The sequence below is a fragment of the Massilia arenae genome, assembly GCF_008014745.1.
Taxonomy (GTDB): domain Bacteria; phylum Pseudomonadota; class Gammaproteobacteria; order Burkholderiales; family Burkholderiaceae_D; genus Telluria; species Telluria arenae.
Map to the genome: position 1 here is coordinate 1 of NZ_VPFD01000050.1, position 13,580 is coordinate 13,580.

The following is a 13,580-nucleotide window of genomic DNA, read 5'->3' on the forward strand; positions in this document are numbered from 1 at the left end:
CAGGACCGTGAAACGACTTTGCGCCGATGATAGTGCTGCAACCAGTGTGAAAGTAGGTTATCGTCAGGCTAGTTATATGAAAAACCCCACCAGGTGATCCTGGTGGGGTTTTTTGCTTTGTAGTGCTGAAGTAACATCGTAGGGTGGATGGCTTCGCCATCCACGCGTTCAAGCAATCCAGCTCATCCGCGGATTGCGATCAATCGATCCAGCAACCCTTCTACTGAATCCGCGATCCGCTCCAGACTCGCATCACGCAGTTGCGCCGTGTCGACGACATGCTCGCTGCGCGACCCAGCCCATTGCAGCAGTGCGGTACACGCCTCCGGATGATCGAACAATCCGTGCAGATAAGTCCCCAGGATCTGGCCATCGACTGACACCGCACCTTCACCGCGTCCGTCGATCGCAAAAGCAGGCTTCCCCATGGCAGTGCCATGCGATACCCCCATATGAATCTCATACCCGCTGACTCGTCCAGCGACTTCGTGCGAAGCAAACGCGCACACACCGTCCACCCTGGTTAGCCGCTTTTCACGCGTGAGTTCGGTCTCGACATCCAGCAATCCGAGTCCCGCAGACATACCCGGCGCTCCTTCGACGCCATGTGGATCATTCACCGTCCGCCCCAGCATCTGGAATCCGCCGCACACGCCGATCACCTTGCCGCCATAACGCAGATGACGCGCAATCTGCTCACGCCAGCCTTGCGCTTCCAGCCAGGCCAGGTCCCCACGCGTGTTCTTGCTCCCTGGGAGAATGATCAGGTCGGCGCCGGGAATCGCTTCGCCCTGCCGCACGAAGCGCAGGTCGACATCCGGATGCGCGCGCAGCGCATCGAAATCGGTGTGATTGCTCATGCGTGGCAGGCTGGGAACGACGACGCGAAACGCGCCCTTGTTCGCCTGCGCCGCCTGCACCGCATCCTCGGCATCGAGGAACAGCCCATGCAGATAGGGCAGCACCGCCAGCACCGGCTTGCCGGTCTGCTGTTCGAGCCATTCGAGTCCCGGCTCGAGCAGCTTGATGTCGCCGCGGAAGCGATTGATGACGAAGCCGATGACACGACCGCGTTCCGACTGCGACAGGCAGGACAGGGTGCCGACCAGATGCGCGAACACGCCGCCGCGATCGATGTCGGCCACCAGGATCACCGGACAATCCACCGCCTCGGCAAACCCCATATTGGCGATGTCGCGATCGCGCAGGTTGATCTCGGCCGGGCTGCCCGCGCCTTCCACGATCACCGTCTCATACTGGTCCAGCAGGCGTGCATGCGATTCAAGTACCGCACCCATCGCCACCGGCTTGTACTGGTGATAGTCGCGCGCATTCATGTCGGCCCGCACCTGGCCATGGATGATGACCTGGGCGCCGATGTCGCTCGACGGCTTGAGCAGCACCGGATTCATGTCGGTGTGCGGCTCGATGCCGGCGGCGATCGCCTGCAGCGCCTGTGCGCGGCCGATCTCGCCGCCATCGCGCGTCACCGCGCTGTTGAGCGCCATATTCTGCGGCTTGAACGGCGCAACCCGGATGCCGCGGCGCTTGAGCAGGCGGCACAGCGCCGCGACCACCGTGCTCTTGCCGGCGTCGGACGTCGTGCCCTGCACCATCAGGGTCCGGTAGGGAAAGCCGCTCATTTCGACCGACGCTGGCGCGCCTGCTCGAGCACCTCGCACATCGCGGCCGTGCCCTGGACCATGCGTGGCCCCGCGCGATTGAGCAGGTGGCCGTCCAGCGTGAACAGATTATTGCTGCGCACTGCGGCCAGGGTGCCATACGGCTTCCACAACTCCACACCGCCGTAGTTCTTCTCGGCGGTGGCGATGATCGCCTCCGGATTGGCCTGCAACACGCTCTCGATCGAGACGATCGGCGCCGTCACCGTCAGCTTGTCGAAGATGTTCTCGCCGCCGCACAGCTTCATCGCATCGGTAAGGATGTGCTTTCCGCTCAACGTGTAGAGGGGCTTGTCCCACACCTGGTAGAAGGTGCGCACCGTGGAACGGTTCGCATACTTCGCGCGCAGGCCGGCCAGTTGCTCGCGCAGCTGCGCCGCGGTCGTCTTCGCCGCGGCGTCGGTGCCCAATAGCTGGCCCAGGCGCAGCACGGCGTCGGGAATGCCGTCCAGGGTTTGCGGGTCGCTCTGGAATACCGGGATGCCCAGTCGGCGCACCATCTCGATCTGCCGCTCCGAACTGTTATGGCGCCAGGCCACGATCAGGTCCGGCTTCAGCGAGATCAGGAGCTCCATGTCGATCTCGCGGTTCGAGCCGATGCGTGGGATGCGCTTGGCCGCTTCGGGATAATCGCTGTAGTTCACCGCGCCGACGATCTGGCTGCCGCCGCCGGCAGCGAACAGCAGTTCGGTGACGCTGGGCGCCATCGACACCACCCGCAGCGCCGGCTTGGCGACGGTGACCGCCAGTCCCGCATCATCCTTGACCGTGATCGCGGCTTGGGCATGGGCCGTCAGGCCAGCTGCGACCAGGCCGGCCAGCAGCATCGTTTTCTTCATTGCTTGTTCCATTCGTGAAGTGCTTGTTCGAAGCGCCGCCAGTCACCCTCGGTGGCGGGCAGGCCGACCCGGATGCCGCGCGCCGCATCGCGGAACAGCCGGCACCAGATGCCGCGCGCGGCCATGTGTTCATGAAAAGCTTCCGGCCGCGCCTCGGGCCACCAGCGAAACAGCGGCGTGCCGGTGCTGGCAATGCCGTGCTCCTGCAGCAGCTGCACCATCCGTCCACCGGCCTGCGCCAGGCGCTCTTGCGCATCCTGCTGCCAGCCCGTGTCTGCCAGCGCCTGCAGGGCGATCTCCTGCGCAGGGCCGCTGACTGCCCACGGCCCGAGCAGGTCGGCCAGGTCCGCCAGCACGCGCTCGTGCGCCGCCACGAATCCTAGCCGCAGTCCGGCCAGCCCGAAGAATTTGCCGATCGAGCGCAGCACGATCAATCCCGGCTGCGCCGCATACCGCGTCACGCTCAGCTCGGGCGCCGTATCGCCGAAGGCTTCGTCGACCACCAGCCAGCCACCACGCGCATGCAGCCGCGCCGCCCAGTCGAGCAGGCGCTCGGGTTCGATGGTCTCGCCGGTGGGATTGTTCGGATTGACGACCACGACAACGTCGCTGGCGTCGACCGCCGTTTCCAGTTCGGGGTAAGGCACCAGCCGCTGCGTGTGGCCGTGCAGGTTCCAGTGATACGCGTGTTCCGCATACGAGGGCGCCGACACCGCGACGCGCGAAGGTGGACGCAGGCGCGGCAGCGCCTGGATCGCCGCCTGCGTGCCGGCCACCGGCAGCAGTCGCGGCGCGCCGTAATAGGCGCGGGCCGCCGCAAGGAATTCAGGATCCGGCTCCGGCAGGCGATGCCAGGCGGCGCTCGACGGCGCCGGCGCCGCATAGCCATGCGGGTTGATCCCGGTCGACAGGTCGACCCAGTCGTCGCGGCCATAGTGATGCGCCGCGTCGCGCAAGTTGCCGCCGTGTTCAAGCATATGAAGCTCCTACAGCCATCAGGCAGACCACGCCGGCCCACAGCAACGTCGTGCGCAGCACCAGCCGCCAGGCGCGCAGGATGTCCCCCGCGCAGGCGGCAGGCCCAAGACCCAGCGGCGGACGCTGTTCGACTTCGCCATCGTAGACGGCGGCGCCGCCCAGCGACACGCCGAGGGCGCCGGCGCCGCTGGCCATCACCGGCCCGGCGTTCGGGCTGCTCCAGGCCGGGGCCTGGGTGCGCCAGCAGCGCCAAGCGCGCGCGCGGCCACTACCCGCCAGCAGCACGTACGACAGCGCGGTCAGGCGGGCGGGCACGTAGTTCAATGCGTCGTCGATCCGCGCCGCGCAGCGGCCGAACAGGTTGAAGCGCTCGCTGCGATAACCCCACATCGCATCGAGCGTGTTCGCCAGGCGGAACAGCACCGCGCCCGGCCCGCCCAGCAGGACGAACCAGAATAGCGTACCGAACACGGCGTCATTGCCGTTTTCGAGGAGCGATTCGGCGCTGGCCTTGGCCAGGTCGGATTCGTCGGCGTTCGCCGTGTCGCGGCTGACGATGCGCGCGGTAAGCGCGCGCGCCTGCGCCAGGTCGCCGGCGCACAGCGCGGAATAGATCGGCAGCGTATGGTCGCGCAGGCTGCGCAGGCCGATGCAGAGATAGAGCAGCACCGCGTGCAGCCACAGGCCGGCGAAGTCGGTCAGCGCCAGGAACAGCAGGCTCAGTGGCAGCACGGCGAGCATCCAGGCCAGGCATCCGCGCACCAGGCGAGACCGCCCACGATTGAGGCTGCGCTCGATCAAGTTGACCAGCTTGCCAAATCCAACCAGCGGATGCCAACGCCGCGTCTCGCCCAGCAGCAGGTCGAGCGCGATCCCGGCGACGAGCAGCAGCGCGATGGTGGAGAGCGGCAGGCAAGTCAGCACTGGGGACCTTTCAACACCAGCGGCAGGCCGGCCGCCACCAGCACCGCGCGGTCGGCGCGCGCCGCCACCGCCTGGTTCAGGCGGCCGGCTTCATCGGCGAAGCTGCGCGAGATCGCGCCCCAAGGCACGATGCCCATGCCCACTTCATTCGACACCAGGATCACGTCGCCTGCGGGACCTTCGTCCAGCAGATCCAGCAGCGCCGCACGCTCCTGGTGAAAACATGGCGGCAAGTCGATCGCGCCGACCTCGGGATAGTCGCGGCCATCGCAGAACATCAGGTTGCTCAGCCACAGTGTCAGGCAATCGACCAGCACCAGGCGCTGCGGTGCGCACCAGTCGCGCAGCGTCTGCGCCAGCGCCAGTTCTTCTTCGACCGTCCGCCACTCGGGCGGCCGCCGTTCGCGATGATGGGCGATGCGTGTGGCCATCTCGCCGTCGCCAGCGCGCGAGGTGGCGATATAGACGATCTCCTTGCCCGATTCGCGCGCCAGGCGTTCGGCGTAGGCGCTCTTGCCCGAGCGCGCCCCGCCAAATACCAGGGTCACGCTCACGGCTGCGCTCCGAACAGCACCGCCACCGCACGCGGATTGGAAGGGAAGTAGCCGTGGAAGTAGGACGCGAACAGCGAACCGACCCGGTAGGCGGCCTCGCCTTGGGTGCCGGTCCTCTGCTTGATGGTATGGACTTGCGGCGTCACCGGGGAGTCCAGCAATGAATAGTGGAAGGTATGGCCGCGGATCTCGCCCTGCGGCGTCGGCATCGCATGCATGCCGAGTCCCCCCAGGCGCTTCTGCATCCTGACTTCGCCGACCAGCAGCCCGGCCATCTCGAAGCGCCGCCCCTCGCTATCGGTCAGGCCATCGACAAGCGCCATCATGCCGCCACACTCGGCGACGATCGGCATGCCACGCGCGTGCACGGCGCGGATCGAGTCGCGCCAGCGCTGGGCGGCCTGCAGCTCTGCGCCATGCAGCTCGGGATAGCCGCCCGGAAGATACACGGCGTCGGCATCGTCCGGCACCGCTTCATCGGACAGCGGCGCGAAATACGTGATGCGCGCACCGAGCTGCTCGAGCACGTTGATGTTCGCAGGATAGACAAATACGAAGGATGGATCACGCGCGATCGCGATCGTGCGGCCCGCAAGCAGGGGTTCTAGCGGCGCCGGGAGTGCGGAAGGGGGCGACAAAACCGGCAGCGCATCCCACGCCGCCTCATCGAAATCGATGCTGTCGGCCAGCGCATCCAGGATGCGATCCAGCTCTTCGACCTCGCCCGGCACGACCAGGCCCAGATGGCGCTCGGGCAGCGGCTCGTCCTGGCGGGCCAGGGTGCCGATCAGCGGGATGTCGCGTAGTGACTCCTTCACCATCGCCGCGTGGCCGCTGCTGGCAACGCGGTTGGCGATCACGCCGGCCATCTCGACGGGGCCATAGTCGCGCAGGCCCTGCGCCACCGCACCGGCCGTCTGCGCCATCGCCGACGCGTCCAGCACCGCCAGCACGGGAATCCCGAACTCGCGCGACAAGTCCGCCGCCGAGGGAGACCCGTCGTACAGGCCCATCACGCCCTCGACCAGGATCGCGTCCGCCTCATGCGCGGCGTCGGCCAGGCGCTGGCGGCAGGCGTCGACGCCCACCATCCACAGGTCGAGGTTGTGGACTGGCGCGCCGCAGGCGCGTTCGAGCAGCATCGGGTCGATGAAGTCGGGGCCGCATTTGAATACCCGCACGCGTTTGCCCATGCGGACCAGCCGCCGCGCCAGCGCGGCCGTCACCGTCGTCTTGCCCTGGCCGGACGACATCGCCGCCACCAGGGCGATACGGGCGCCCGTCACCATTCGGTCCCCGCCTGGGCCCCAATGCCTGACTTGAACGCGTGCTTGACGACGTTCATCTCGGTGACGGTATCGGCCACCGCGATCAGTTCCGGTGGCGCGCCGCGGCCGGTGATCACCACGTGCTGCATCACCGGACGGTCGAGCAGGTCGGCGATCACGGTGTGCACGTCGAGGTATTTGTATTTCAGGGCGATGTTCAACTCATCCAGCACCACCATGCCGATGGAAGGATCGGACAGGAACTGCTTTGCCAGCGCCCAGGCTTCTTCGGCCTTGGCGATGTCGCGCTCGCGGTTCTGCGTTTCCCAGGTATAGCCTTCGCCCATCGCATGGAAGCTCACTTCGTCGGGAAAGCGGCGCAGGAAGGTTTCTTCGCCGGTCGACAGGGCGCCCTTGATGAACTGGACCACGCCCACCTTCATGCCGTGGCCGAGAGCGCGCGCCACCATCCCGAACGCGCTCGAGCTCTTGCCCTTGCCGTTGCCGGTATTGACGATGACGATGCCGATTTCCTTGTCGGCTGAAGCGATCTTGGCGTCGATGACTGCCTTCTTGCGCTCCATGCGGGCGCGATGGCGGTCGTTCAGGGCGGCGGTCTGTTCTGGAGTCATGTCGGTCATGCGGAACCCTCCTTGGGAATGAAGATGCGGCGGCCTTCGTGTTCGATCATGTCGATCGGATGGCCAAGATAGTCGCCCAGCAGCGCGGGGCGCATGATCTGGTCGTTGGCGCCGGCCGTCCAGCGGCCGTCGCCCATCAGTAGTAGTGCATGAGTAGAAATGCGACTGGCCAGGTTCAGGTCGTGGCCGATCATGACCACGGTCCGTTTTTGCTCGCGGCACAGGCGGGCCAGCAGGCCCATCACGCTCACCTGGTGCGCCAGGTCGAGCGCATTGGCCGGCTCGTCGAGCAGCAGCAGCGGCGTCTGCTGCGCCAGCAGGGCGGCGATCGCCACGCGCTGGCGCTCGCCGCCGGACAGGGTGCGCACGTCGCGTGCAGCCAGGTCGTCCACTTCCATCGACGCCAGCGCCATCAGGGCAGCTTGATGGTCGTCGCTGCCCTCCCAGTAGCGGTTGGCGTGGTAGGGGTGGCGCGCCGACAGCACGCTCTCCAGCACCGTATAGGCAAACGCGTCATGGCGCGACTGGGCCAGGAAGGCGCGCTCGCGCGCCAGTTCGGTCAGCGGCCAGTCCGCCACGGGGCGGCCGTCGACGTGCACCGATCCGCCGTTCGGCTGCTGCAGCCCGGCCAGCGTGCGCAGCAAGGTGCTCTTGCCGGCGCCGTTGCGGCCGATGATGCTCCAGCATTCGCCGGCGCGCGCGGTCCAGTCCAGGCCCCGCACCAGGGTGCGCTGGCCGATGGACAGCAGCAGGTCGTGGGTGGAGATTGAGTTCATTTGCGCAGGCGGTGCAACTGGTAGAGGAAGACCGGCGCGCCGATCATCGCCGTGATGGCGCCGACCGGCAGCTGCTGCGGCGCGATGATGGTGCGCGCCAGCGTATCGCACAACACCAGGAAGGCGCCACCGGCCAGCACCACGGCCGGGATCAGCACCCGGTGGTCGGGCCCGAAGGCGAAGCGGCAGGCATGCGGCACGATCAGGCCGACGAAGCCGATCGAGCCGGCGCTGGTGACCGCGCTCGCGGTGAGCAGGGCAGAGATAAAGAACAGGCCCTTGCGCAGCGCGCCGACGCGCACGCCCAGCGTCACCGCATTCTCTGCGTGCAGGGCAACCATATTCATGGCGCGCGCATTGCGCATGGCGAACAGCAGGCAGCCGGCCAGTACCAGCCAGGGCAGCAGGCGCAGCGGCGCGCCGGCCAGGTCGCCGATCAGCCAGAAGATCATGCTGCGCAGGCGTCCCTCGGGTGCGATCGACAGCATCAGGGTGACCACCGAGCCGCACAGGGCCGAGACGATCACGCCGGTCAGCAGCAGCATCGAGGCGCCGCCTTCGGCCGCCTGGCCGCTGCGCAGGTCGCGCCGGGCCAGCAGGTAGAGCAGCATGGCCACGCCGATGGCGCCGGCCAGCGCGGCGGCGTCGACCATCAGCGTGGAGGCCATCAGCAGCAGCGCCAGCAGGGCGCCGACCGAGGCGCCGGACGAGACGCCCAGCACATACGGGTCGGCCAGGGGGTTGCGCAACAGCGCTTGCATCATGAGGCCGGCCAGGGCCAGCGCGCCGCCGGTCGCGAACGCCACCAGCGCGCGGCTGGCGCGCAGTTCGAGCAGGGAGGCGGCGAGCGAATCGGGCTGGCCGCTGGCGAGCTGGCGCAGGGCGTCGGGAATCTCGTCGAGCGGAACCCGGATCGATCCGGTCATGCCCGCGAACAGCAGGGTGGCAATGGAAAACGCCAGCATGGCGCCAACGATGAGTGTGGCGCGCTGGCGTAGCGGCGGGACGGATGCTTGCATGCTGGCCCTGTCGATTGATCGGATGCCCGCGACCTGGTTGCCGCGGGCAGGGGGTTATAGCTTAACGGATGCGGTAGCGCAGGGCCGCAAACCAGGTGCGGCCACTGGTGCCGTAGTTACGCGCGATCTCGTACTGCTTGTCGGCGACGTTATCCAGGCGCATCAGCAGCGACCAGTCGGGCGTGAACTGCCAGGTCGTGTGCAGATTCAGCAGCCCATAGCCGCCCAGGCGGCGGTTGTTGGCGGCATCGTCGAAGCGCTCGCCCGACACGCTCAGTTCAACGCCGGTCTTGAGCGTGCCCATTGTGTAGTCGGCGCCGAAGTTGGCGTGCTTCTTCGCACGGCGCGCCAGTTGCTTGCCGGTGGTCTCGTCGCGCGGATCCTGCCAATCGAGGCTGGCGCGCAGGTCGACGCCCATCAGGCGGGTGCTGCCAGCCAGCGAGAAGCCTTCGAGCAGGCCTTCGTTGACGTTGTAGGCGCAGCTTTTGTTGACGCCATCCGGGCACGGGGTGCTCGACACGATCATGTCGGTCAGGCGGTTGTGGAAGTAGGTCGCGTCCAGCTGGTAGCCGTTGCCGTCGTAGCGCAGGCCCACTTCGCGGTTGCGGCCTTTTTCGGGCTTGTTGGTTTCCAGGCCGTAGCCGGGGAAGTACAGCTCGTTGAAGGTCGGGGCGCGGAAGCTGGTGCCGACGCTGGCGGTGGCGCGCAGGCCGTTGCCGAAGTCGTAGCCATAGCCGGCGGCGCCGGTGTTCTTGCTGCCGTAGACCGAGCGGTCGTGGCGCGCGCTGACGTCGACCAGGTGCTGGCCGCGCTTGGCCGAGTAGGCGGCCGCATACGAGTTGGTGATGCGCGAGCGCTGCATCGACGGCACTTCTTCCTTGCGGTGCGTGTACAGCAGCTGCAGCGTGTCGCGGCCGATGGCGATGTCGTTCTGCCAGCTGAACTCGTCCTGCTGGGTATCGATCTGGCTGGCGCCGGAAGGCGTCGCGTTGGTGAAGTTGCCCGACTTGTCTTCCGAGCGCGCGTACTGCAGCGTGCTGTGCCAGTTCGGCAGGACCTGGTTGCGCATGAAGACCGCGGCGGTGTTCAGGTCGTTGTCGCTGTGGACGTCGTAGTTGGCGGTGCCGCTGTCGTACTGGCTGAACAGGCGGCTGACCAGGAACTGGGCGCCGATCTCGTGGCCCGGCGCGAGCGCCATCGTCACGCGGCCGTTGGCGTTGCGGCGGCGGTAGCCGTCTTCGTCCGGGTTGTAGCCCGAGGCGCCCGGGCGGGTGGACGAGAAGCCGTCCGAATCCTCGTAGCCGGCGCCGAAGGCGTAGCTGATGGCGTTCGGGCCGCCGCTGCTGCCGTAGATGCCGGCGTCGGCCTGGCGGGTGGCGTTGCTGCCCACGCCCACCGATCCGGTGACGACTGGGGCGCCTTCGCCCTTGCGGGTGAAAATCTGGATCACGCCGCCGATGGCGTCGGCGCCGTACAGGGTGCTGAGCGGACCGTAGACGATCTCGATGCGGTCGATGGCGCCCAGCGGGATGGCGTTCCAGCTGGCCGTGCCGGTGGTCGCCGAGCCGAAGCGCACGCCATCGACCAGGACCACGGACTGGTTGGCGTTGGCGCCGCGGATGAAGACGCTGGTGGTGGTACCGGCCGCGCCGTTGCGCGAGATTTCGATGCCGCGCTGGCGGCGCAGGATGTCGGCCACCGAACCGGCGCCTGAGCGCGCGATTTCTTCGGCATCGATGATAGTGGTGTCGGCGATGACGTCGACGGCGCGCTGCGCGGTGCGGGTCGCGGTGACGACGACGGTGTCGGCGGTGGGGATGGCGTCAGGTGAAGGAGCAGGTGAAGGAACGTCTGCGACAGCGGCGGACGAGATGACGGCGAGGGCGAGCGAGACCGCGGCGGCTTGCCGGGTTACTGGAAAGTTCATGAACTGTTTCTTATCAAAGGCAACCAGCCGACGTCCCCGTAGGCCAGATTGAACGGCGTCGCGCGAAGCGACGCCACCTTTTGGCCGGTATCCGGGCTGACAAGTATGGCCGTCCGACCTTCCCATGCATGCGCACAGTGGTATGAGGGGACGGTTTGCCGCATGGCTCATGGAGAGCATGCGGCACTTGCTTACCGTTGCGGGGGCAGCACACGTTGGCCCTTGATGGGGCTGCGTGTTTCCCGTTTAACTGCGACTGCGAACGCAGGCGCGAGCACCAAAACGCGCCCATTATAAGGTCTTGTCAGGTTTCCAGCATCATCACTTCGCCGTAGTCAATCCGGTGTGGCGCCTGGGCGGCGCGCAGCGCGGCATCGACCAGCGTGCCACCAAGGTGCAGCGAGTGCATGAGGCGCATGGTGCCGGCGTGGCAGATGACGAGGGCCTGCGCATGTCCCGCGCGCCGGATGTCGGCATCGAAACCGGCCACGCGCGCGGCCACTTCCATCACGCTTTCGCCGCCGCCGGGACGGTAGTGCAGCAGGTCGGCGCTCCAGGCATCGATCTCGCTGCGGGGGATGTCGTCCCAGCTGCGCATTTCCCAGGCGCCGAAGTCCATCTCGGCCAGGCGTGCGTCGAAGGCTGGCGCTGGCGAGAGCCGCTGCGCCAGGACCGCACTTCGGGTGAGCGGGCTGGCGTAGACCGGCATCGCGCCGGGCAGTCCCTGGTTCGCCAATGCGGCCAGCACCCGTTCGACGTCGGCTTCGTTCGCCGCGAGGTCGCTACGGCCGTAGCAGTGCCCGGCCGGCACCTCGGGCCGTGGGTGGCGCACCAGGTAAATACGCATCAGGCCAGCGCGCCGCGTCCGAGCGTGGCGAGCACCGCGATATAGATGGCTATTTCGGCCAGCTGCTGTACGGCGCCGAGGCAGTCGCCCGTATAGCCGCCCAGCCGGCGTGTGTACTTGCGCGCCAGCCAGCGCGTGGCCAGCATGGCTGCCAGCACCGAGGCGACGATTGCGGCCAGGTCGAGCGAGCCGAAGGCCAGCAGCGCGAGCGCGGGCACGAGCACGGTGAGCGTGGCGATGCCAAATTCCCGGTCGCTCATGCGCACCGCCAGCGGCTTGGCCTTGCCCTCGGCGCGGGCGTATTCCATCTGCCAGATCAGGGACGTGGCGGCCAGTCGCGAGAGCGGATGGGCCAGCAGCAGGGCGCCGATGGCGCTGGCTGGCGGCAGACTGGCAAGCGCGGCCAGCTTCGCGCCGAGCATGCACACGATGCCGATCGCGCCATAGGCGCCGACGCGCGAGTCCTTCATGATCTCGAGCGCGCGTTCCTTCGTCATACCGCCGCCCAGGCCATCGCAGGTGTCGGCGAAGCCGTCTTCATGGAACGCGCCGGTGACATAGATGGTGGCGGCGGTGGACAGCACGGCCGCCACCGCCGCCGGCAACCACTGCGCCGCCACCAGGTACACGGCCGCGCCGATGACGCCCACCACAACGCCCACCAGCGGGAAGTAGCGCGACGCGTGGTTCAGCCAGGCCGGTTCGAAGCCCACCCAGCGCGGAATCGGCAGCCGCGTGAAGAACTGCAGCGCAATGAAGAACAGGCGCAGCTGGTGCGTCATGCCGAGCGTTCGCTGACTTGCGCCGAGACGAAGGTGGCCATCTCGTTCAGGAAGTTGGCGGCGGCGTGCAGCAGGGGCACGGCCAGCGCGCTGCCGGTGCCTTCGCCGAGGCGCAGGCCGAGGTCGAGCAGCGGGCGGGCGCCGAGCTCCTCGAGCAGCAGGGCGTGGCCATGCTCGCCCGAGCAGTGCGAGAACACGCAGTAGTCGAGGATGTTCGGCTGCAGGCGCGCGGCGACCAGCAGCGCACTGGTGACGATGAAGCCGTCGATCAGCAGCACCTTGCGCTGCTCGGCCGCCTTGAGCATGGCGCCGGCCATCATCGCGATCTCGAAGCCGCCAAAGGTGGCCAGTACCTCGAGCGGCTGCACGGCGTGGGCGTGACGGGCGACGCTGGCCGCGACGACGTCGGCCTTGTGGCGGATGCCGTCCGGCGTGAGACCGGTGCCGGCGCCGACGCAGCGCGCCAGCGGTTGTCCGGTCAGCGTGTGCATGAGGGCCGCGGCGGACGTCGTATTACCGATGCCCATCTCGCCGAAGCCGACCACGGTGCCGGGCAGGTCGCGCGCCAGGGCCATGCCGTGTTCGAGCGCGGTCGCGCATTCCTGCGCCGTCATGGCGGGTTCGATCGCGAAGTTGCGGGTGCCATTGGCGACCTTGCGATGTACGAGGCCCGCGCGGTCACCGAATTCGTGGTTCACGCCGGCGTCGACCACGTGCAGCGCGCAGCCGTTCTGGCGCGCGAACACATTGATGGCGGCGCCGTTGCCCAGGAAGTTCTCGACCATCTGCCAGGTGACGTCTTGCGGGAAGGCGGAGATGCCTTCGGCCACGACGCCGTGGTCGGCGGCAAATACCAGGATCGCGGGCTGGTCGATGCTGACCTTGGTGGAGCGCTGGATCAGGCCCAGCTGGGCGGCGAGCGATTCCAGTCGTCCCAGGCTACCGAGCGGTTTGGTCTTGTTATTGATGGCATCCGCCAGGGACTGGGAGAGGGCGGCGTCGGCGATAGGGACGATCGTAGGAATCATATAAGGGTATGTAAGAGAAGGTCGCTGAGTGCGGCGGCTAAGATATCACAATCGTAAACCTTGCAAGCCGGCCTTCGGCTTGCTATAGTCTCGCTCCTCGACGCAGACGCCACCTCACGGTAGCGAAAACGAAGAGAAAAAAGAGGTTGACGAAAATCGCGAAACACCTGATAATCTCGCCTCTCTGCTGCTGACGAACACAACGCTTCGAAGCAAACGGCAGACGCAGTACCGAATAAAGTTCTTTAAAAATTAACAGTCGATAAGTGTGGGCGTTTGATGAAGGTGCCAAGAACTTCGGTTCTTGATTACTTA

At 67.1% G+C, this 13,580-nt stretch carries 13 protein-coding genes and 1 riboswitch; all 13 genes read right to left on the reverse strand.

What is annotated here, in order from left to right; translation table 11 throughout:
* Positions 1–182: 182 nt before the first annotated feature.
* On the reverse strand, positions 183–1,616 hold the full coding sequence (locus FVD38_RS25955) for a cobyric acid synthase (RefSeq protein WP_229494019.1): 1,434 nt from the start codon (positions 1,614–1,616) through the stop codon (positions 183–185).
* A gap of 23 nt (positions 1,617–1,639) precedes the next feature.
* Entirely contained in the window at positions 1,640–2,521 is an 882-nt protein-coding gene (locus FVD38_RS25960; protein ID WP_147937441.1) for a cobalamin-binding protein, read from the reverse strand.
* On the reverse strand, positions 2,518–3,498 hold the full coding sequence (gene cobD / locus FVD38_RS25965; RefSeq protein ID WP_147937442.1) for a threonine-phosphate decarboxylase CobD: 981 nt from the start codon (positions 3,496–3,498) through the stop codon (positions 2,518–2,520). Before cobD ends, FVD38_RS25960 begins: the two co-directional genes overlap by 4 nt.
* A complete protein-coding gene (cbiB, locus tag FVD38_RS25970) occupies positions 3,491–4,423 on the reverse strand; it encodes an adenosylcobinamide-phosphate synthase CbiB (RefSeq protein WP_147937443.1) in 933 nt (310 codons plus the stop codon). Before cbiB ends, cobD begins: the two co-directional genes overlap by 8 nt.
* Positions 4,417–4,977 (reverse strand): bifunctional adenosylcobinamide kinase/adenosylcobinamide-phosphate guanylyltransferase, encoded by a 561-nt coding sequence (cobU, locus tag FVD38_RS25975; protein ID WP_147937444.1) that lies wholly within the window; start codon positions 4,975–4,977, stop codon positions 4,417–4,419. The genes cbiB and cobU overlap by 7 nt, the downstream gene beginning before the upstream one ends.
* Positions 4,974–6,266: a cobyrinic acid a,c-diamide synthase CobB gene (locus FVD38_RS25980; protein WP_147937445.1), complete on the reverse strand. Its 1,293-nt coding sequence runs from the start codon at positions 6,264–6,266 to the stop codon at positions 4,974–4,976. Before FVD38_RS25980 ends, cobU begins: the two co-directional genes overlap by 4 nt.
* Entirely contained in the window at positions 6,260–6,886 is a 627-nt protein-coding gene (gene cobO / locus FVD38_RS25985; RefSeq protein ID WP_147937446.1) for a cob(I)yrinic acid a,c-diamide adenosyltransferase, read from the reverse strand. Before cobO ends, FVD38_RS25980 begins: the two co-directional genes overlap by 7 nt.
* Positions 6,883–7,662 carry an ABC transporter ATP-binding protein gene (locus tag FVD38_RS25990; protein ID WP_147937447.1) on the reverse strand — a complete coding sequence of 260 codons (780 nt, stop codon included), beginning with the start codon at positions 7,660–7,662 and terminating at the stop codon, positions 6,883–6,885. The genes cobO and FVD38_RS25990 overlap by 4 nt, the downstream gene beginning before the upstream one ends.
* Positions 7,659–8,681 carry a FecCD family ABC transporter permease gene (locus tag FVD38_RS25995; RefSeq protein ID WP_147937448.1) on the reverse strand — a complete coding sequence of 341 codons (1,023 nt, stop codon included), beginning with the start codon at positions 8,679–8,681 and terminating at the stop codon, positions 7,659–7,661. Before FVD38_RS25995 ends, FVD38_RS25990 begins: the two co-directional genes overlap by 4 nt.
* A gap of 61 nt (positions 8,682–8,742) precedes the next feature.
* Positions 8,743–10,608, reverse strand: coding sequence for a TonB-dependent receptor domain-containing protein (locus FVD38_RS26000; protein WP_147937449.1), 1,866 nt, complete (start codon positions 10,606–10,608; stop codon positions 8,743–8,745).
* 65 nt (positions 10,609–10,673) lie between these two features.
* A riboswitch (cobalamin riboswitch) is annotated at positions 10,674–10,905 on the reverse strand.
* A gap of 7 nt (positions 10,906–10,912) precedes the next feature.
* Positions 10,913–11,455, reverse strand: a complete 543-nt coding sequence (locus FVD38_RS26005) for a histidine phosphatase family protein (RefSeq protein WP_147937450.1) — start codon at positions 11,453–11,455, stop codon at positions 10,913–10,915.
* The gene (locus FVD38_RS26010; protein WP_147937451.1) at positions 11,455–12,237 is read right to left on the reverse strand and encodes an adenosylcobinamide-GDP ribazoletransferase; all 783 of its coding nucleotides are present in this window, start codon (positions 12,235–12,237) and stop codon (positions 11,455–11,457) included. Before FVD38_RS26010 ends, FVD38_RS26005 begins: the two co-directional genes overlap by 1 nt.
* Positions 12,234–13,265 (reverse strand): nicotinate-nucleotide--dimethylbenzimidazole phosphoribosyltransferase, encoded by a 1,032-nt coding sequence (gene cobT / locus FVD38_RS26015; RefSeq protein WP_147937452.1) that lies wholly within the window; start codon positions 13,263–13,265, stop codon positions 12,234–12,236. The genes FVD38_RS26010 and cobT overlap by 4 nt, the downstream gene beginning before the upstream one ends.
* Between the last annotated feature and the right edge of the window lie 315 nt (positions 13,266–13,580).